General features: G+C 60.5%; 17 protein-coding genes and 1 pseudogene. 3 read left to right on the top strand and 15 right to left on the bottom strand.

Going from position 1 to position 20,215, the window contains the following annotated elements; translation table 11 throughout:
- Window positions 1–202 precede the first annotated feature (202 nt).
- On the top strand, window positions 203–1,546 hold the full coding sequence (gene pssA / locus KGA81_RS06325) for a CDP-diacylglycerol--serine O-phosphatidyltransferase (protein ID WP_223545041.1): 1,344 nt from the start codon (window positions 203–205) through the stop codon (window positions 1,544–1,546).
- Window positions 1,547–1,815: 269 nt separating this feature from the next.
- Window positions 1,816–2,832, top strand: a complete 1,017-nt coding sequence (locus KGA81_RS06320; RefSeq protein ID WP_223545199.1) for an AraC family transcriptional regulator — start codon at window positions 1,816–1,818, stop codon at window positions 2,830–2,832.
- Window positions 2,833–2,864: 32 nt separating this feature from the next.
- Here KGA81_RS06320 and KGA81_RS06315 read toward each other — a convergent pair whose 3' ends face one another.
- The 13 genes and pseudogenes from KGA81_RS06315 to arnB all read right to left on the bottom strand — a co-directional run bounded on the left by KGA81_RS06315 (window position 2,865) and on the right by arnB (window position 16,242).
- Window positions 2,865–3,335, bottom strand: coding sequence for an LEA type 2 family protein (locus KGA81_RS06315; RefSeq protein ID WP_223545040.1), 471 nt, complete (start codon window positions 3,333–3,335; stop codon window positions 2,865–2,867).
- 25 nt (window positions 3,336–3,360) lie between these two features.
- Window positions 3,361–3,695, bottom strand: a pseudogene (locus KGA81_RS06310) (xanthine permease XanP); the annotation flags it as partial.
- 23 nt (window positions 3,696–3,718) lie between these two features.
- On the bottom strand, window positions 3,719–4,426 hold the full coding sequence (locus KGA81_RS06305; protein WP_223545039.1) for an HPP family protein: 708 nt from the start codon (window positions 4,424–4,426) through the stop codon (window positions 3,719–3,721).
- 161 nt (window positions 4,427–4,587) lie between these two features.
- Window positions 4,588–5,766 (bottom strand): MFS transporter, encoded by a 1,179-nt coding sequence (locus KGA81_RS06300; RefSeq protein WP_223545198.1) that lies wholly within the window; start codon window positions 5,764–5,766, stop codon window positions 4,588–4,590.
- An 89-nt stretch (window positions 5,767–5,855) separates the two neighbouring features.
- A complete protein-coding gene (locus KGA81_RS06295; protein WP_223545038.1) occupies window positions 5,856–7,439 on the bottom strand; it encodes an ArnT family glycosyltransferase in 1,584 nt (527 codons plus the stop codon).
- A 5-nt stretch (window positions 7,440–7,444) separates the two neighbouring features.
- Window positions 7,445–8,824, bottom strand: a complete 1,380-nt coding sequence (locus KGA81_RS06290; protein ID WP_223545037.1) for a UDP-glucose dehydrogenase family protein — start codon at window positions 8,822–8,824, stop codon at window positions 7,445–7,447.
- Entirely contained in the window at window positions 8,821–9,222 is a 402-nt protein-coding gene (arnF, locus tag KGA81_RS06285) for a 4-amino-4-deoxy-L-arabinose-phosphoundecaprenol flippase subunit ArnF (RefSeq protein WP_223545036.1), read from the bottom strand. The genes KGA81_RS06290 and arnF overlap by 4 nt, the downstream gene beginning before the upstream one ends.
- Complete coding sequence (arnE, locus tag KGA81_RS06280; RefSeq protein WP_223545035.1) at window positions 9,219–9,563, bottom strand: 4-amino-4-deoxy-L-arabinose-phosphoundecaprenol flippase subunit ArnE; 345 nt, start codon at window positions 9,561–9,563, stop codon at window positions 9,219–9,221. Before arnE ends, arnF begins: the two co-directional genes overlap by 4 nt.
- Complete coding sequence (gene arnT / locus KGA81_RS06275; protein WP_223545034.1) at window positions 9,560–11,209, bottom strand: lipid IV(A) 4-amino-4-deoxy-L-arabinosyltransferase; 1,650 nt, start codon at window positions 11,207–11,209, stop codon at window positions 9,560–9,562. Before arnT ends, arnE begins: the two co-directional genes overlap by 4 nt.
- Entirely contained in the window at window positions 11,206–12,090 is an 885-nt protein-coding gene (gene arnD, locus KGA81_RS06270) for a 4-deoxy-4-formamido-L-arabinose-phosphoundecaprenol deformylase (protein ID WP_223545033.1), read from the bottom strand. Before arnD ends, arnT begins: the two co-directional genes overlap by 4 nt.
- Window positions 12,090–14,081, bottom strand: coding sequence for a bifunctional UDP-4-amino-4-deoxy-L-arabinose formyltransferase/UDP-glucuronic acid oxidase ArnA (arnA, locus tag KGA81_RS06265; RefSeq protein ID WP_223545032.1), 1,992 nt, complete (start codon window positions 14,079–14,081; stop codon window positions 12,090–12,092). The genes arnD and arnA overlap by 1 nt, the downstream gene beginning before the upstream one ends.
- Entirely contained in the window at window positions 14,078–15,097 is a 1,020-nt protein-coding gene (gene arnC, locus KGA81_RS06260; protein ID WP_223545031.1) for an undecaprenyl-phosphate 4-deoxy-4-formamido-L-arabinose transferase, read from the bottom strand. Before arnC ends, arnA begins: the two co-directional genes overlap by 4 nt.
- Window positions 15,094–16,242: a UDP-4-amino-4-deoxy-L-arabinose aminotransferase gene (gene arnB / locus KGA81_RS06255; protein ID WP_223545030.1), complete on the bottom strand. Its 1,149-nt coding sequence runs from the start codon at window positions 16,240–16,242 to the stop codon at window positions 15,094–15,096. The genes arnC and arnB overlap by 4 nt, the downstream gene beginning before the upstream one ends.
- A gap of 391 nt (window positions 16,243–16,633) precedes the next feature.
- Between arnB and xerC the strand changes: the two genes are divergently transcribed.
- Window positions 16,634–17,572: a tyrosine recombinase XerC gene (xerC, locus tag KGA81_RS06250; RefSeq protein WP_223545029.1), complete on the top strand. Its 939-nt coding sequence runs from the start codon at window positions 16,634–16,636 to the stop codon at window positions 17,570–17,572.
- A gap of 4 nt (window positions 17,573–17,576) precedes the next feature.
- Here xerC and KGA81_RS06245 read toward each other — a convergent pair whose 3' ends face one another.
- Entirely contained in the window at window positions 17,577–18,647 is a 1,071-nt protein-coding gene (locus KGA81_RS06245) for an ABC transporter ATP-binding protein (RefSeq protein ID WP_223545028.1), read from the bottom strand.
- Window positions 18,644–20,194, bottom strand: a complete 1,551-nt coding sequence (locus KGA81_RS06240; RefSeq protein WP_263293249.1) for an ABC transporter permease — start codon at window positions 20,192–20,194, stop codon at window positions 18,644–18,646. The genes KGA81_RS06245 and KGA81_RS06240 overlap by 4 nt, the downstream gene beginning before the upstream one ends.
- Between the last annotated feature and the right edge of the window lie 21 nt (window positions 20,195–20,215).

The following is a 20,215-nucleotide window of genomic DNA, read 5'->3' as shown; positions in this document are numbered from 1 at the left end:
CGATCGTTCTCCATGGTCAATCGATATTTTTATAGTGCCTGATAAATGGTCTTCGCTGGCAAGCCGGCTCCTACAGAGGAACGCGGGCAATCTGTAGGAGCTGGCTTGCCAGCGATGGCGTCATTACAGACAGTAACAAGACCCGAACCTTTGCATGGTGTAAGCTCTGGGGCTCTTCGGATTCGACCCATTTGCGAGCCCTATGCCGTTGCTTTTCAAACGTTCCCTGCTGCCCAAACTGCGCAGTTTTCCGCTGACGGCCGATGCCGTCGGCATCCTCTCTGGCGCTGCCGAATTCCGTCGTTGCCTGCTGGAGAAAATTGCCAGCGCGACCCGGCGCATTTACATCGTTGCGCTGTACCTGCAACAGGATGAAGCCGGCCAGGAAATTCTCGATGCCTTGCACGCGGCCAAGCTGGCGCGTCCGGAACTGGACGTGGTGGTGGTCGTCGACTGGCTGCGCGCGCAGCGCGGCCTGATCGGTGCCGGCAAGCAACCGGGCAACTGCGCCTGGTATCAGGAAATGACCCGCACCCATGCCAGCGAAGTGCCGATCTACGGTGTCCCGGTGCAAACCCGCGAACTGTTCGGTGTGTTGCACCTCAAAGGCTTCGTGATCGATGACTGCGTGATCTACAGCGGTGCGAGCCTGAACAACGTCTATCTGCACAAGTTCGACAAGTACCGCTACGACCGCTATCACCTGCTGCACAATCGTGATCTGGCCGATTCGATGCAGCACCTGGTGCAGCACGGCCTGGTGGCTTCCAAGGCGGTGCACCGCCTCGACCTGCCGAACCTGCCGACCACCCGCAGCCTGCGTCATGACATCGGCGACCTGCGCAGCCGCCTCAAACATGCGGCTTACGACACTTCGCGGGGCACCACCGACAGGAGCGGTTTGTCGGTCAGCCCCTTGCTCGGCGTCGGCAAGAACAATCCGCTGAACCGGGTGATCTGCGAACTGATCGGCAGCGCCCAGCAGCAACTGATCATTTGCACACCGTACTTCAACCTGCCGCTGGTGATCATCCGCGAGGTCAACCGTGCGCTGGCCCGTGGGGTGAAGATCGACATTGTGGTTGGCGACAAGACGGCCAACGACTTCTACATTCCGCCGAGCGAACCGTTCCGGGTCATTTCGGCGCTGCCATACCTGTACGAAATCAGCTTGCGCCGGTTTGCCAAGCGCCATCAGCGCAACATCGACAGCGGCCAGTTGAACCTGCACCTGTGGCGTGACGGCGACAACACCTATCACCTCAAGGGCATGTGGATCGACCGGCGCTATACCTTGCTGACCGGCAACAACCTCAACCCGCGGGCGTTTCGACTCGATCTGGAAAATGCCTTGTTGATCGATGACCCCCACGGTGAACTGCTGGAGCCGCGTCGCGATGAGCTGACAGAGATCTTCCGGCACACATCGCGTATCGAGCATTTCCAGAACCTGGAAACCCTCGCCGAGTACCCGGCGGGCGTGGCCAAGTTCCTCAAGCGCGTGAGTCGTGTGCGGATCGAGCGCTTGCTTTATCGCATCTTGTGAATCTGCGCGGGCTTCAGAAAAACAATCGTCGGATCGCCGCCCGGAGCAAGCTCGCTCCCACAAAATCAGCGTCGAAACACAGTGCTGTGATCGACGCCAAACCCTTGTAGGAGCTGGCTTGCCAGCGAAGTGGCCGGCACATTCAACAGCGATGTCGCCTGCACAGCCGCCTTCGCTGGCAAGCCAGCTCCTACAAGGGACACTCGCCGGGCGGGTGGTTTCGGCTAATATGCCCCCCACTCGAACAAGAACAGGGCTTGCCGCGATCCATGTCGGAAAAAGACACCATCTCCATTCAACTGGTGCGTGAAGCACTGTTGCAAAGCTGCGCGCCGGGAATCGCCACGGACGAGGTGTTGATCAAGGTTGGCATCGACCCGCTGCTGTTGGGCAACACCAGCGCCCGCGTTCCGGCCACGGCTTATGCGCGCCTGTGGCGGCTGCTGGCACGGCGCGGGGACGATGAGTTTTTTGGCATGGACCCACGCAAACTTAAATCCGGCAGCTTTGCGTTCCTGTGTCGCAGCGCCATGCTCCAGCCTAACGTCGCGGCGGGATTGTCCAGCGGCCTGGCGTTTCTGTCGTTGATGCTTGAAGGCTTGCCGGCACAGCTGGTGCGCCAGCAGAGCCTGGCGGAAATCGTCCTGCTGGAGGACGACAAGGAGCCGCGTCGGGCCTTCACCTATTTCACCTACTGGATGATCGTGCATGGCGTGGCCTGCTGGCTGGCAGGGCGGCGGATCCCAATCCTGGCCGTCGAACTGCGCTGTGCGAAACCGGATTTCTGCGATGACTATCAGGTGATGTTTTCCGAGAACCTGCGTTTCGACCGCCCGCGCACGCGGATGATTTTCTCCGCCGATTGCCTGGATTTGCCGATCAAGCGCAGCCCCGAAGAACTCAAGCGTTTCCTGGCCCATGCGCCGGCGAACATTCTGGTCAAGTACCGCGATCCGCAGAGCCTGGCCAGTCGCATCAAACACGATCTACGCCATCTGCCGGCCGAACACTGGCCGGAAACCGAAGTCCTGGCGCAACGCCTGTGCATGTCGGCATCAACCCTGCGCCGCCGACTGGCCGAAGAAGGGCAAACCTATCAAGGCCTCAAGGACGGCGTGCGCAAGGAACTGGCGATTGTCTGGCTGGCCGAACCCGCGATCAGCTTCAGTGAGATCGCCACACGGCTGGGGTTCGCGGATGTCAGTTCGTTCTACAAGGCGTTTCGCAAGTGGTCGGGGTCCAATCCTGGGCATTACCGTAGCCTGATTCTCAATGACGCCGAGTGAATTCAGCGGCGCGACGGTCATTTCTTCGCAGGCTAACGGCTGCCAGTAGTCGATCCCGGTAGTTTGAGTGTGCCACTGTCCACGAAACGCATTGTGTTGAACACCCCACCCGAGAGCTTGCCGTGCAGGATGTAGGGCATGTTGTTAAGCGACTTCATCCGGCTGATGCCATAGGTCTGGCGGATCACCGAAAGTGCCGAAACGCTGACCGGCACGCTCACGACGGTGTCGGAAAAACGCCCGATCGAGCCACTCTCATCGGTGACGCCAGAGGCGAAGGGTTGGCCGTTGATGTCCAGGTCCAGCGCAACGCCGCTGTAGAAGAGGGTGGTGTCATTGGGGTTCTGCACGCGGATTTTCACGGTAAAGCGCACTTCCATGCCCTCGCCTTGCAGGGGCTCGATGCCCACGACGTTGACTTTCAACGGGTCTCGATTGGGCAGTGAGGAACAGGCGCTCAGGCAGAGCAAAAGGGACATCAGGACCGCGTGGACGCTGCGCATGGACGTGCTCTCATCTGAAAAAGGGCTAGCGGTTTGACTGTCCGATCACCGCAGCCTTTGCCAGTTCATCCCAAGCGGTCACATCGGGGGCTGCATCACCTGAAGCACTGAGGTCTGCGGATCGAGTTCGTCTTCTTCCGGTTCGATGAATTCTTCGGGCAGGAAGATATTAAGAACGATAGCGCACAGCGCGCCGACGGTGATGGGCGATTCGAAAATGTTGTGCAGGGTCTTGGGCAGCTCACGCAAGACTTCCGGCACCGCGACCACTCCCGGGGCCATGCCAAGGGAAGTTTCCACGATCAGCATGTTGCGCGGATGCAGGCCGGCCTCGGCGAGAATCCTGATTGCGGCCAGGGCACAAGAATCTCCAAACCAGTGGTTTACAGTCGTGGAGCGAACACCTCGGCCACGCTGCGGCGTTTGGCGTGCAGCTCACTGGCCTGGATCAACTGTTCGAGGTCTTCGGGCGTGACGTCATAGAACGCTTCCATGTCGGCCAGCGCCAGTTTCAGGTCTTCGGCGGTGATGGCCTGACTGTCGACTGGCGGGTGATCGGCAGGAATCACGGCTACCGGTTCGCTGGTCCCCTTGGGGTAACGTATGCGGGTCAGGTTGTTGTAGGCCAGGGCGCAGAGCAGCATCGTCGACGCGCTGAGCATCACCGGTCCAATGGCTAGCCAGTCCATGGCAATGGTCGCCGGATCGGCCAGCACCAGGATCAGGGCCAATCCACCGGCCGGTGGATGCAGGCAGCGCAGCCAGCACATCAGGACCAACGCCATGCCCGCGGCCAGGCAAGCGCTACCCAGGGTTCGGCCCAGGACATGGGCCACCAGCAAGGCAGTCACTGCGGCGCACAGGTAACCGCCGAGAATCGACCAGGGTTGGGCGAGCGCGCCCGAAGACACGGCAAACAACAGCACCGCCGAGGCCCCCAGCGCGCCGATCAGGTGCTGGGCCACCTCAATGCCGAACACCTGGCTACAGAGCCACACGCTCATCAGTGTGCCCAAGGCCATGCCGATGGCGGCGCGGCTCCATTCGGTGGGGCGGGTGTTGATGGCGGCAGGAAACCAGCGAGCAAGCATTTTGAGAAAAACTCCGGCAGAAAAAATTGAGGCAAAAAAAAGGGCTTGGCTGGGGAATCCAGAAAGCCCTTGAAGTTGTTCCAACTGTTGGGGAAGGAACGTGCACAGTTTGCCGGTCAATCAGGGCACTGACAAATTCATATTAATGAACTTTCAGTGCATTAATTTTGCTGCAAAGGCACTCTGCGCCCGCTCATGAAACACAGTAGTCCGCCCAATCCAGCGAGCGCACTCAAGGCATAAAACATCGTTGGTGCGGGCGTGTGCATTAGCAGAAAGCCGCTGATCACCGGGCTCAGGGCGCCACCGAGCGCCGCCAGGTTTTGCGCGCCGTAGTAACTGCCGCGCAGTTCTTCCGGGGCCAGGGTGTCGACGAACAGGAACTCGGCCGGGTAAATGATCATTTCTCCGAGGGTGAAAATGAACATCGCCACGCACCAGCTCACCAGGCTATCGGCCAGGCTGAAACCGATCAGGCCGAGGATGAACAGGCCTGTGCCGGCCACAATCCACTGCCGCAGTTGCTCGCGCTTGAGAAAGCGGCCGATCTGATATTGCAGGAGGATCACGCTGAGGGCATTGCAGGCCAGCAGGGCGGCCATGACGTCCATGGTATTTTTCGAATCGCTGGTCACCAGCAGGTACTGCGACAGGTAAAACGTGAAGCGCCCGTGCACCACGGTGCTGAGCAGGCAACCGGCGGTGAACATGATCAGCGTGCGGTCGTTTTTCAGGGTGATCAGGGTTTTGAGGAAACTCTGTGCCTGACCGGTGACAGACGAACGTGCAGGGTCCTTCGCGATCCCGGTCATCAGGAAAATACTGAAAAAGGCGATGGCCGCTGCGATCAGGAACGGCGCACGGGTAAACAGGCCGGCGATCACCACGCCGAGCATCGGGCCGACAGCGTAGCCAATGTTGGTCAGGGTATAGCTCAAGGAAAACGCCTTGGCGCGCTGATCCACGGGCAGATTTTCACTGAGGATCGCTTTCGAACCAATCAGGAACAGCGCCGACGCGGTTTCGGTGACGACCAGGGTCATCGTGGTCAGGTAGAGGTTTTCGGCGAACGTCAGCAGTACCAGACCGATGGCACTGGAAAGCATGGCGAGGATCAGCAGCCGGCGTTTTTCGAAGCGATCGATGATGTAGCCGCCGTAGAGGGAGAGCAGAGTGGCGACGAACACCGCAATGCCGAGCAGCAAACCAACATCCTGTTGGTTGAGGCCAAGTTTGTCGCTGACGAACAGTGTGAGCAGCGGGCTGGTGATGGCGCGGCTGACGACGATGGTCAAAGAGCAGATCAGCAGGCGGCGGATGAGGGGGGAGTAGGTGGTCACGGCGTGAATGTCCTTATTCAATCGGGCCGGCATCAGCCCGGTCGCGGAGGCTACTCTAGCAGTCGGACACTCGGTTGCTGCTACGGGATTTACTGGAGGTGCAGCAGCACGAAATCATTTTTGTCGAACCGTCCGCTCAGTACTGGCGGCAATGCACCAACAGCCGTGCCTTGCAATGTCCTGTACAGGTTCAGGTCCATCATCAGCCACGCCGGGCCCTTGAGGGTTTCAAGTTCCGGTGATGAGTCGGTGAAAACCGGGTGCAGGTCCTGTGGGATGTTGACCATGAATTTGATGGCCTTGGCGTCTTTGCCCATCCCGTGCATCACCAGCGGTGCCGGGTCTTCTTGCACGCGTTCATAAACCTCGCGGCTGAAGGTCCGGGTGTCGTAAAGCTGGCGTTGAACAGGCTCGAATTGCAGGATGTAGAACGACCAAAGTGCCAGGACCGCACAAATAGCCAGTGCCTGTGCTCGCCAGCGGGACTGCCTGAGCGCTGCCAGGGCGATCACTTGCAGCACACCGAGAAGGATGAACAGGGAAGAGAGGTGAGCCACGTCCCCGGGGAATTTTCGCCGTGCCACCAGCAATGCCACGATCAGCAGGCTCGGGATCAGCAGCCACAGCCCCTGCATCACCCCCCGCAACCAGGCAAACAGTCGGCCTTGCGTGGCGTAAAACGGATACGCCGCGACGATTGCCGCCATGGGCAGCATCGGCAGCAGGTAGCGGGCCTTTTTCGCCTGCGGGACGGAAAGGCCGATCATCACGATCAGCCCGGCCGCTACGCAGTACTGCATCAGGCGCAGTGCCGGCCCTGCTTGCTTTGGACCTGTCAGCGCAACGGCCCCAAGCGCCAGCACTGCCAATGGCCAGGCCAGTGCGTAGTTACCCATCGAGCTGGTGAAGTAGTACAACACACCGTTGCTGCCTTCACTGCCGTCCATGCGTCCCATGAACTGCATGCGAATCACGTCCTGCAAGAAGGCCCGGCCGCCGCTGACGTCCGCCAGCCACAACAACAGCCCGATGCACACCGCCAGCAGCGCCGCTGCCAGCAAACCGAAGACCAGCAACTGTCGCCATTGGCGATTGACCACGAAATAACTGCAAAGCATCCCCGTAGGAATCACGAGGCCGATTGGCCCGCGAATCCAGAAGCCCAGCATCAGCAAGGCAAAGATCAGAACCCGGCGGCGCGGCGCGGCGAAGTGATCGGCGGCGTAGCCCAGGTAGAAGACGCTGAACGCAACAGCCGCGAGCATCAGATCGAGGGAAACCGCGCGGGTTTCAGTAATGAAGGTGTTGGTCAACAGCATCAGGGCGATGCTCAGCAGCGCCCAACGCGTGGAATAGGGTGCCAGCAGGCGGTACATCAAGGTGACGATGACCGCTGCGGCGATGGCGCTCGGCAGCCATGCGGTCAGGCTGGTGACCTGGCCGAACGGCAGTGAAAGCAGCCAGATGAATAGCGTCGGAAGTCCCGAATAGTCTGCGTAGGGCTGGCCATAGGTCGTCGGAAAAAACGACGGCCCATTGCGCAGCATCTCCTGGGCGAACAGCACGAAGCGTGAATCGAAACCGATGGCCGCCTGCTGATACATCCCGGCGCAGAACAACAACAGCGCCAACAGACCCAGCGCGAGGGACTGTTGGCGGATGTGAGGGATCATGAGGTTCAGGCAACCACGGATTCGGTTGACCATTGCCGGTAAGGCATCGGCAATTTGCGCGATTCGCCACGGCCGATCGGGAAGTAGGTGAAACCGATGCGTGCCAGACGGTCTGCGTCGTACAGGTTGCGACCGTCGAAGATCACCGGTGCGTTGAGCCGCTGCTGGATCAGCTCGAAGTCCGGCGCCTTGAACTGTTGCCATTCGGTGCAGATGATCAGTGCATCGGCACCGGACAGGACCGACTCTGGCGTACCCATGAGCATCAGTTTCGATTCATCGGGATACAGCTTCTGGGTTTCCTGCATGGCTTCCGGATCGAACGCACGGACATTCGCCCCGGCGGCCCATAGCGACTCCAGCAACACCTTGCTCGGTGCATCGCGCATGTCGTCGGTGTTTGGCTTGAACGCCAGCCCCCATAAAGCAAAGGTCCTGCCACGCAAGTCGCCCTTGTAGAACGCGTTGATGCGTTCGAACAGCTTGTGTTTCTGCCGCTCGTTGATGGCTTCCACCGCTTGCAACAGGTCGCTGGAGCAATGGGCCTCTTCGGCGCTGTGGATCAGGGCACGCATGTCCTTGGGGAAACATGAGCCACCGTAGCCGCAACCGGGGTAGATGAAGTGGTAGCCGATGCGCGAGTCGGCGCCGATGCCCAGGCGTACCGATTCGATGTCCGCACCCAGGTGTTCGGCCAGCTCGGCGATCTGGTTGATGAAGCTGATCTTGGTCGCCAGCATGCAGTTGGCTGCGTATTTGGTCAGCTCGGCGCTGCGCAGGTCCATGAACATGATGCGTTCATGATTGCGGTTGAAGGGCGAGTACAGGTCACGCATCACTTCGCGTACCTCGTCACGCTCACAACCGACGATGATACGGTCCGGGCGGCGGCAGTCGGCCACGGCTGAACCTTCTTTCAAAAACTCCGGGTTGGAGACGATATCGAACTGTAAAACGCGCCCGGCGCTAAGCAGGCATTTGTCGATATGTGCACGCAAGGCGTCGCCGGTGCCGACCGGAACGGTGGACTTCTCCACCAGGATCGCCGGTTGCTCGCGATGCCGTGCTACCGCTTCGCCCACCGACATCACGTAGCGCAAGTCCGCCGAGCCATCGTCCCGGGACGGTGTGCCGACCGCAATGAACAGCACCTCGCCGTGCTGTACTGCGAATTTTTCGTCGCTGGTGAACTGCAGCCGTTTGGCGTCAAGGCTTTCGCGAACCAGGCTGGCCAGCCCGGGTTCGAAAATGCTCACATGGCCCTGTTTGAGCAGTTCGACCTTTTTCTCGTCAACGTCCATGCAGACCACGTCGTGGCCGACTTCCGCCAGAACCGCTGCCTGCACCAGGCCGACATAACCGCTACCAAATACACTGATTTTCATGGAGCACTCCTTAATTCGGGCGCGCGAGCAGGTCGAGAATTGATGGTAATGACGCCGAGGATGACCAATGCCACGCCAAGGCTTTTTGTAAGGCTGAATGTTTCGTTGAACAGCGGCAGGCTGGCGGCCAGCAGGTACACCAGTGCGTAACTGATGCTCAGCAACGAGTAGGCACGACCCAGGGGCAGGTCCCGCAGGGCGGCGAGCCAGCAGAGCATCGACAAGGCATAGGCGAAGATGGCCACGAGCACCACGGCCACGGCTGTCAGGTCGATGTGAGCGCTGAGCCATTGTTCGGGTTGTGGCAGGTGACTCATGCTCCAGCGCATGCCCAATTGGGCAGCGCTGACCAGCAACACGCTGCCCAGTGCGAAAGTTATACCGCGACTCAGGTTCATGTGTGTTGCCCCAGCAGAGCCACGCCGCCGATCACCAGCGCCACACCCAGCCAGTGGCGGCGGTCGATGGTTTCGTGGAACACGAAACGCGCGACCAGGGTGATCAGCACGAAGTTCAGGCTCAGCATCGGGTAGGCAATCCCGACTTCCAGGCGTTGCAGCACCAGCAACCACACCAGCAGGCCCAATCCCAAAGAGGCCAGGGCCAGCCAAAGCCAGGGCGAACGCAGTTTGTCCACCCACCCGGAAGGTTGGCCGCGCCAGCTTTCTACCGCATATTTCTGGGCGATCTGGCCCAGGCAGGTCAGCAGACAGGCCACTAACAGCAATAGCAGGCTCATGGCGCCGCCTGAGGGATAATCAGAATCACCAGGTTGCCTTGTTCATACCGCTTGCCCTCTTTGGGCAATTGTTCGAGTTCGCGTAGCTCTTCCTCACCCTTGACCCGCATGACCACACCGACCGAACCTAGCTGGCGAGCGTCGTGCATCCACTGTTGCACCTGGTCGGGGTCGACGCGCTGCTTAAGCGAGTCAGGATAGGCAAGGCCATATTTCAATTCGCCTATCGTGTTGAAAAAAGCTACTTCCGGGCGTTTCGCCCGCCAGGACAACGCTGACGCGGCACCCAGGTCGTTGCTCAACAATTTGGCACTCTGGCCAAGTTCCTGGGCGTGATCGAGGATGAACTGGTCAGGGGTTTTATTGGCGACTACTGAGTTGGGCAGTCCGGCAGGCAATAAGCCGGTGAGCAACAGGCTGCCAAAAGCCGGGGCTGCCCAGCACTGCAACGGGCGAAAGGCCTGCAGCAGGTTGGCCATGATCCAGCCGATCAAACCGATGAACACCAACACCAGGTTGTGCAGTTCGTGATCGTAAATCGGCTTTTTCAGTTGTAGATAAACCAGGGCCAGCAGGGTGACCACACCCACCACCAGGTTCAGCAGGCCGTTGATGCCCAGCGCGCGACCTCGCTCCAGCCTCAATCGGTCAGCCAGTGCATGGCCGAGCAACAATGCCAGAGGCAACAGGCACGGCAGGATGTAGGCTGGCAGTTTGCCTTTGCTCAGACTGAAGAAGAACAACGGCATCCATAACCACAGCAGCAGGAACCCGATATTGGACTGGCGTCGGGTCTGCCAGGCTTGCTTGAGCGCTGGCGGCAGCAAGGCAACCCACGGCATGCTGAAAGCCACCAGCAACGGCAGGTAATACCACCATGGCGCGTCATGTTGGGCATCGTCCCCGGCAAAACGGCGGATGTGTTCGTGCCAGAAGAAAAACCGCCAGTAGTCAGGCTCCTGGGCGTGCACTGCCAGCGCCCATGGCAGGCTGACGGCGATGGCGACCACGACCGCCAGCGGACCGTAGACCAGCAGTTCACGCCAGCGTTTTTGCCAGATCATCCAGGGCAGGGCGATCAACACCGGTAACAACCAGGCCAGGAAGCCCTTGGTCATGAAGCCCATGCCACAGGCCAGGCCCAGCACCGCCCACGCGATCAGGCGGTGCCCGCGGCTCGTGCTGTCGAGCGCGAACCATAGCGCCACCAGGCTCAGGTTGACCCAGAAGGTGAATTGCGGATCGAGGTTGGCATACCCCGCCGAAGCGGCAATGACCGTGAAACTCATGTACAGCAGCGCGCAGGCGAAACTCTTGCGCGGTTCGTTCCACATCCGGCGGGCAACCAGGTAGCACAGCAGCACGCTCAAACCGGTGCACAGTGCCGAAGCGAAACGCACTCCGAAAAGGTTTTGGCCGAACAGCGCCTGACCAATGGCAATCATCCAGTAGCCAGCCGCGGGTTTTTCGAAATAACGCACGTCCATGAAATGCGGCGATACCCAGTTACCGCTCAGGAGCATGCCCTGGCTGATCTGGGCGTAGCGGGTTTCGTCAGGAATCCATAAGCCATGACTGCCCAGTGGCAACAGGTATGCCAGCGCCACCATGGCCAGCAATAATGGCAATGCCCAGCGTTTGCTCATGCGCCTTGCACCCCCAGCCAGCCTTCACGACCTTCGAGCGCACCGCGTACCACGCGGCCGATCGGCAAACTGTCAGGGGCCTGGGGCAACAAGTCGCCCAAGGGTTGAAAACGGATGTCTCGCTGACGTGCATCGCTCAGCAGTTGACGGAAATCGTTGGCCATCAGAATCCCTTCTACCTCGGCATGGATCGTGTACACATTGAGTTTTTCCGGCGTGAACCGGTCCAGGATGAACCTGTTGAAATCCTTGGCGGCGACGCTCGGCCCGACCACTTCGTCGAAGGTCGGCAGGTCCACCGGGATTTGCGGTGCACCCAGGCGACCATCGGCCAATCGCGGCTGGAACAGGCTCAGGCCGCGACAATCGCTGTTATAGCGAAAGCCGAAGCTCTGCTTGGCTTCGATCACACGCTCGTCGGCACGCCAGCCGGCAGAGGCCGAGCAGGTGATCTTTTCCCCGAGAATGTCGCCGAGGGTATCCACCCCACGGCGTATCTGTTCGACCAGTTGCGCGTCGCTCCAGCGCCCGGCGTTGGCTTGCCAGCCGTGGTGATCCCAGGCATGCAGGCCAACCTCGTGCCCGGCATCCCGGGCCTGGCGCATCAAGTGCCCCAGGTCGCGGCCGATCGGTTTTCCAGGCCATGCGGTGCCGGCCAGCAGAATGTCCCAGCCATACAGGCCGGCTGCGTTGGAACGGAGCATTTTCCAGAAAAACTGTGGACGGATGAGACGCCACAAGTGGCGCCCCATGTTGTCCGGCCCGACACTGAAGAAGAACGTCGCCTTGACCTGCGCTTCATCAAGGATTTCCAGCAACCGGGGTACTCCTTCACGAGTGCCCCGGTAGGTGTCGACATCGATCCGCAGTCCCGCCTGCATCAGCGCTTGTCCGCGATTTCGAGCATGGCCTCGCGCAGGAAGAAGTCCAGGGTGTTGCCAATGGTTTCACTCATCTCCACGGTTGGCGTCCAGTCCAGCAGGCGCTTGGCGTTGGCGATGCTCGGCTTGCGGTGCGACACGTCCTGATAACCGGTGCCGTAGAACGCCTTGCTCTCGATGTCGCGGAAACCGGCGAACGGAGGGAAGTTGGCGCGCAGCGGGTGCGCTTCGAACTGACGCAGCAGCTCTTCGCCCAACTGACGGATACTGGCCTCGTTTTCCGGGTTGCCGATGTTGATGATCTGGCCATTGCAGACGTCGTTGTCGTTATCGATGATCCGCGCCAGGGCTTCCACACCGTCGGCGATGTCGGTGAAGCAGCGTTTTTGCTCGCCACCGTCGAACAGGCGAATCGGCGTACCTTCCACCAGGTTCAGGATCAACTGGGTAATGGCGCGGGAGCTGCCGATACGGGCCGAATCCAGACGGTCCAGGCGTGGACCCATCCAGTTGAACGGACGGAACAGGGTGAAATTCAGGCCCTTCTGGCCATAAGCCCAGATTACGCGGTCCAGCAGTTGCTTGGAGACCGAGTAGATCCAGCGCTGTTTGTTGATCGGACCGACCACCAGGTTGGAGTTGTCTTCGTCGAAGTTGTTGTCCTGGCACATGCCATAGACTTCCGAGGTCGACGGGAAGATCACGCGCTTGTTGTACTTGACGCAGTAGCGAACCAGCTTCAGGTTTTCTTCGAAGTCCAATTCGAACACGCGCAACGGATTACGGGTGTATTCGATTGGCGTGGCGATGGCCACCAGCGGCAGTACCACGTCGCACTTCTTGATGTGGTACTCGATCCACTCGGAGTGGATGCTGATGTCGCCTTCGACGAAGTGGAAGTTCGGGTGGCTGCGCAGGCGCTCGATGGCGTCCGAACCGATGTCCAGGCCGTAGACCTCGTAGCGGTCGTCACGCAACAGGCGCTCGGACAAGTGGTTGCCGATGAAGCCGTTGACGCCGAGGATCAACACGCGGGTGCGACGTGGGGCACGGCCGGATTCGGCACCGCGCAGCACGGAACCGTCCACCAGGCCCAGTTCGTTGGCCAGTTGCGGACCGCTCAGGTACAGACCGTTGTCGTTGCGCTGGCCGGCGTTGATAATCAGCGAGTCTTGACCGCAGGCGATGCGCAGCGGGTCGACGCTGATGACGCGGCCTGGCGCCAGGCCTTCGTTGCCCTTGGCGACTTCGGCGCTCCAGACAATCAGCTTGTGCTCGCCTACCGCGCAGAAGGCGCCCGGGTATGGCTGGGTCACGGCGCGGACGAGGTTGAACAGTTCTTCGGCCGGCCTGGCCCAGACCAGTTTGCCGTCAGCCGGAGTGCGACGGCCGAACACCGTCGCCCTGGATTCGTCTTGTGGTGTTTCGCTGACTTTGCCTTGCAGCAGCGCCGGCAGGGTGTCGCGCAACAGTTCAGCGGCGGCGGTGCGCAACTTGCCATGCAGGCTCAGCGCAGTGTCGCTGCGCTCGATCGCGACTTTTCGCTGGGCGACGATGGCGCCCGCATCGGCACGCTTGACCATGCGGTGCAGGGTCACGCCGGTTTCCGTTTCGCCGTTGACCAGCACCCAGTTGGCCGGTGCACGGCCGCGGTAGCGTGGCAGCAGGGAACCGTGCAGGTTGAACGCGCCTTTGCGCGCCGTCGCCAGCAGGGCTTCGCTCAGCAGGTTGCGGTAGTAGAAGGAGAAAATGTAGTCGGGATCGAGCTTGGCGATACGCTCGATCCACAACGGATGGTTGGCGTCTTCCGGTGCATGCACGGCAATGCCGTGGCGGGCGCACAGCTGTGCGACGGAACCGTAGAACGAATTCTCCTTCGGATCGTCGGCGTGAGTGAACACCGCAGCGATCTCAAACCCGGAGCAGAGCAGGGATTCGATGCCGGCGCAGCCAATATCGTGATAGGCGAAGACAACAGCTTTTGCACTCATGAAGAAACCTGATCTGAAGAAGTGGAAGTAAGGCCGTCGACGGTAACAACGGAAGCGGGGGATTCGGGCTGGCTACGCAGCACCTTTTCAATGAAGAAGCGCGGACGTGCGCGCACGTCGCTGTACATGCGGCCCAGGTATTCACCCAACAGGCCCATGCCGATGAACTGACCACCGGTGAAGACGAACAGCACGGCGAACAGTACGAAGGTACCGCCACCGGCCCAGCCGGCACCGAACACCAGGCGCAACAGGATCAGCGCGATGGCGAACAGCACGCCCAGGGCCGCCATGCCGACGCCGACGATGCTCAGCAGTCGCAGCGGCGTGGTGGTCATGCAGGTGACCAGGTCGAACATCAGGTTGATCAGGCGCATGGGGCTGTACTTGGAATCACCATGTTCACGCTCGGCGTGGGTCACGGGGATTTCCGTGGTGTGGCGGGCAAAGCTGTTGGCCAGGATCGGAATGAAGGTGCTGCGCTCACGGCAGGCGAGCATGGCGTCGACGATGGTGCGTCGGTAGGCGCGCAGCATGCAGCCGTAGTCGCTCATGGCTACGCCGGTGGAACGCTTCACGGCCAGGTTGATCAGCTTCGATGGCCAGCGGCGCAAGGCCGAGTCCTGACGGTTGTTGCGCACCGTCGCGACGACGTCATAGCCAAGTTCGGCCTGGGCTACCAGCCGCGGAATTTCTTCGGGCGGGTTTTGCAGGTCTGCATCGAGGGTGATGACGACATCGCCCTTGCACTGTTCGAAACCGGCCATGATCGCCGCGTGCTGGCCGTAGTTGCGGTTGAGGATCACCGCCACCACCGGGCTGCCTTCGCGGGAGGCGGCGTCTTCCAGGATCTGCGCGGAGTCGTCGCGGCTGCCGTCGTCGACCAGCACGATTTCATAGGCCTGGTGCAACTGCTGGCAGGCCGCTTCGGTACGCCGGAGCAACTCAGGCAGGCTTTCCTGTTCGTTGTAGACCGGAATGACGATCGAAACGAAGTTGATTGGGTAAGGTCTCAAAGGCTTCTGTCCATGCAGTTTTCAATGGCACCGACGACGCGCTCGACATCATCGGTGGTCATGTCGGGGAACAACGGGATCGAACACAGCCGCGCCGAATTCCATTCGGTGTTGGGCAGGTACAAATCAGGGTAACGCTGGCGGTAGTAGGTGTGCAGGTGTGTGGCGATGAAATGAATGCCGGTGCCGATATTCTGTTCCTGGAGCGCCTTCATGAACGCTTCGCGATCCAGCCCGCACCGCTGGGCATCGATGCGCAGGATGAACAGGTGCCAGGCGTGCTTTTGCGAGTAAGCGGGGACAGCCAGCGGTTGCACCGGCAAGCCTTCCAGACGCTGCAAGTAGGTCTGGGCCAGTTGGGTGCGCTTGGCGTTGATCTCGTCCAGGCGTTCCAGTTGCACCAGTGCGATGGCCGCGTTGATGTCGGCCAGGTTGTACTTGAAGCCGGGTTCGATCACTTGGGCCTGGGGTTTACGGCCGTGGGTCAGGCGGTCGTAGGCATCGACCCCCAGTCCGTGAAACTTGAGCATGCGTACCCGCGAGGCCAGGGCTTCATCGTCGCTGACGAACATGGCGCCTTCGGCGCAGGTCATGTTCTTGATCGCGTGGAACGAAAAGATCGCCGTGCCCTTGGAGCCGACGTGGCGACCTTTATAGAAAGTGCCTGCCGCGTGGGCGGCGTCTTCGATCACGGCGATGCCGTGTTTGTCGGCCAGGGCGTAGAGCGGATCGAGGTCGAATGCCGCGCCGGCGTAATGCACCGGGACAATGGCTTTGGTGCGCGAAGTGATCGCAGCTTCGATAGCGGCCACGTCGGTCATCAGCGTGTCGCGGTCGATGTCGACGAACACCGGCGTGGCACCCAGCAGGGTGATCATGTTGGCAGTGGAAACCCAGGTCTGCGAAGGTGTAATGACTTCATCGCCGGGACCGACACCCAATGCCAGCAGGGTGATATGCATCCCGCCGGTGGCCGAGGAAAGTGCCACGGCATGCCGGCAACCGACGTAGTTGGCGAAGTGTTCTTCCAGTGCCTGATTCTTCGGTCCGGTAGTGATCCACCCGGAGCGCAATACTTGCTCTACGGCCGCGATTTCTTCGTCGCCGATGCCGGGACGGGAGAAAGGGAGAAACGCCTGACTCATGGGCACCTCAGGGGCTGAAAGCGTAAATAGCCTTTGAGGCTAAAATGGATCCAAAAATCAGCATAGACGCTAAATCAGAATCTGCATCAAATCAACCAGTTACCGGCTGGAGGTAAAAAATTGCATCAGTTGACTTTTTCCGCGATGGCCGGCAGGTTGGACGTCCATCTGGGCTGCGCCGACTATATAGAAGGTTATGCCCGATTTTGTGAAAGGAACATGAAAAAACGGTTGGGGAATCGTTTATCTGAAAGCTATTAAGCCGCTGTTCAGACTTCCCCCATGTATGGCGGTTCTTGGGAAAAGTCCTACAGCTCTAATGTCTTTTACATCATCGTTATTTCACTTCTTAGTTGCTTCATTGAACTGTTTTCATTCAAGGCCGTTTCGTTTGATTGACTTACCTGTAACTGATTCACGCACGCCCCTCACCAATCCGCTGACCCTGTATCTGGCGCGACTGGCACCGTCAAGCCAGCTGACCATGCGTTATGTGCTGCAGGATGCCGCCGACCGCCTGGGCTTCGAAGATCACGATATCGAAGAGATACCCTGGCACAACCTGCAGCCCGAAGACGTGATCGCGCTGGTAGCCACTTTGCGTTCGGATGGCTATGCGCCGAACACCTCCTCGCTGTATGTCAACGCGGTGCGTGGGGTGATGAACGAAGCGTGGCGCATGAGCCTGATCTCTCAGGAACATCTGTTGAAGATGCGTACGGTGAAGGGCATGGCCGGTACACGGCTGTCCCAGGGGCGCAACCTCAGGCGCACGCTGATTCAGGAATTGATGGCGGTCTGCGCCGCCGACCCGCGTCCGCAAGGCCTGCGGGATGCCGCGATCATCGGGATTCTGTACGGTTCTGGAATGCGCAAATCCGAATCGGTGAACCTGGAACTGGACCAGGTCGATTTCACCGAGCGCAGTCTGCGGGTGACGGCCAAGGGCAACAAGCAATTGATCAAGTACGCCCCGGCCTGGGCCTTTGCCAAGCTTGAAGCCTGGCTCGAACTGCGCCGTTCATTGCTCAAGGAAGGAGAGGCGGACGACCCGTTTCTGTTCAACCGCATCCGCCGGGGCAGCCATATCACCCGTGAGCGCATTACCAAACATGCGATCTATTACATCGCCCGGCAGCGGGGCGCGCAGGTCGGGGTGAAAATCATGCCCCACGATTTCCGGCGTTCATTCATAACCCGGGTGATCGAAGAGCATGACTTGTCGATTGCGCAGAAACTGGCACATCACAGCAACATCCAGACCACGGCCAACTACGATGTGCGCGATGACAACGAGCGGCGTCGGGCGGTGGATCGATTCGATCTGTGAACGATCACGCCTCGCTCAGCACATGGGCATGGCCGATGGTCGAGACCTGAACCGAGCTGCCGGCGGGTGGTGCATACATGCCTGAACTGCGCACCAGCAGTGATCGGCCCGGTTGCTCGCGGCCGGTCAATGGCTGGAGTTCCACCGTCAGCGTGCAGGTGTTGCCGCTGAAGTCCCGATCGGTGACCACGGCCCGGCAACCGCTGTCTTGCGGGTCACTGGGCAGAATGCTGGCAACTTGCAGCTGTTCGGGGCGCAGCATGATCTGCGCCGAGTGGTTGTTGCGGTGGTTGTTGACCGGGATCCGCCCCAGGTCGCAATGGGCCCAACCGGCCTCGATGCGCGCGGGCATGACCACGGCATCCCCCAGAAACAGTGCGGTCTGTTCGTCTTCGGGGTAGCGGTAGAGGTCCAGCGGGTGCCCTGACTGGACCAGTCGGCCATGGCGCATCACTGCCAACTGGTCGGCGAACGACAGGGCTTCACTCTGGTCATGGGTGACCAGAATGGTGGTGACGCCCGCGTCTTCCAGCAGCCTCGCAACCATCTTGCGCATCGCCGCGCGCAATCCGGTATCGAGCGCCGAGAACGGCTCGTCCAGCAGCATCAGCCGTGGCTGTTGCGCCAGGGCTCGGGCCAGGGCCACGCGCTGTTGCTGGCCACCGGACAACTCGTGAGGCCAGCGCTCGGCCATCTTCGCGTCCAGCGCCACGCTGTCCATCAGTTCGGCGATTCGCTGTTGTTTTGCAGTGCCCTTGGTCGCCAGGCCGAAGCCGATGTTCGCAGACACGGTCATGTGTGGAAAGAGTGCGCCATCCTGTGGCACATAGCCGATCAGACGTTGATGGGCCGGCACTTCGTGGGTGCCGTCGACGAGGGTCTGACCGTTGAACGATAGACGCCCGGCGTCGGGGAATTCGAAGCCGGCAATCATCCGCAGTAACGTGGTTTTACCGGAGCCGGAAGGGCCGACGATCACCGTGCGACTGCCGCTGGGTACCGACAGGCTAACGTTGTCCAGGGCGCAATGGGCGCCATAGGACTTGTAGAGGGCATTCAATTCAAGAGTGTTCATCGGCCAGCCGTTTTTTTCGATTGGTGATAAAGAAGTCCGGTCAATGGAAGCGACAGCACAACCATCAATAAGGCGTAAGGCGCTGCGGCCGCGTAATCGATTTCGCTGGTCATGGCCCAGAATCCGGTCGCCAGGGTGCGGGTGCCATTCGGGGCCAGCAGCAGGGTGGCGGTCAATTCATTGGTAATCGCCAGGAACACCAGCGCCGCGCCGGCGGCAGCCCCCGGCGCGGCCAGGCGCAAGGTGATCAGCCACAGTGCCCGGGCCGGCGAGCGGCCCAGGCTGCGGGCAATGTTTTCCAGCTCCACCGGGGCCTGGGCAATGCCTGCGCGCAGGCTCACCAGGGCGCGGGGCAAGAACATCAGCAGGTACGCCAGCAGCACGGTGAAGGTGGTCTGGTAAATCGGCCGGGCAAAATGGATCGTGATGGTCACCAGTGCCAGCGCCACGATAATTCCCGGCAGGGAACTGGTGATGTAGTTGCAGCTTTCCAGCACTCGTTGCAGTCGGCCGGGGTAGCGGATCGACAGCCAGGCGATCGGGATCGCCGCGCAAGTGGTCAGCGCCGCGCCAGCGACGCCGAGCAGCAGGGTTTGCTCCAGGGCGGGCAGCAATTCAGCCATGTCCCAGACTTCCACGCCCCCGGCGATCAGCCATTTACCCAAGGTGATCAAGGGCACGCCCAGGGCCAGGGCGCAGGTCACGATTTGCAGCGTCAGGGAAAGCAGGGTGGATGCCGGTTTCAGGCACACGACCCGTTGCTCCCGGGCGCTTCCCGAACCGACACGAGCGTAACGCGCCGAACCCCGGGCAGCGGATTCGGCCGTCAACATCGCCAGGCAACACAATGCCAGCACGCTGGCCAGCATGTGCGCCGCTGCACCGTTGAACGTCGATTTGAACTGATCGAAGATCGCGGTGGTAAAGGTGTCGAAGCGGATCATCGCGTACAGGCCGTATTCGGCCAGAAGGTGCAGGCCGACCAGCAAGGCGCCACCGCAGATTGCCAGACGCAATTGCGGCAACACCACGCGGAAAAATACTTTCCAGGGTTTGAGCCCCATGGATTCGGCGACGTCTTCTATGGCCGGGTCGAGTCGGCGCAAGGTGGCCGCCACCGGCAAATACAGGAACGGGAAATAGGCGATGACCGAGACCAGGACACCGGCAAACAAGCCGTGAATCGGTGGCACCAGGCTGACCCAGGCGTAGCTGTGAACGAACGCGGGCACCGCCAGCGGAGCGGTGGCCAACAGCGACCACCAGCGTCGTCCGGGCAAATTCGTACGTTCCGTGAGCCACGCCAGTGTCACTCCCAGCGCCACGCACAACGGAATCGTCAGCAGCACCAGCAACACGGTATTGACCAGCAGTTCGCCAACCCGGGGGCGGAACACCAGGGTCACGACGGTTGACCAGCCTGTCTGCAGGGACACGCCAATAACGTAAGCGATCGGAAGCAGTGCCAGTAATGAAACCAGCACCGACAGACCGATCACCCATACACCGCCACGTCCCGCGAAGACTCCGCGGGATCGTCGGCGCAATTGTGCGGGTGTCGCCTCAAC

It is taken from the genome of Pseudomonas sp. A-B-19 (assembly GCF_019947515.1).
Classification (GTDB): Bacteria; Pseudomonadota; Gammaproteobacteria; order Pseudomonadales; family Pseudomonadaceae; genus Aquipseudomonas.
This window is presented reverse-complemented; position numbering and strand designations above follow the sequence as displayed.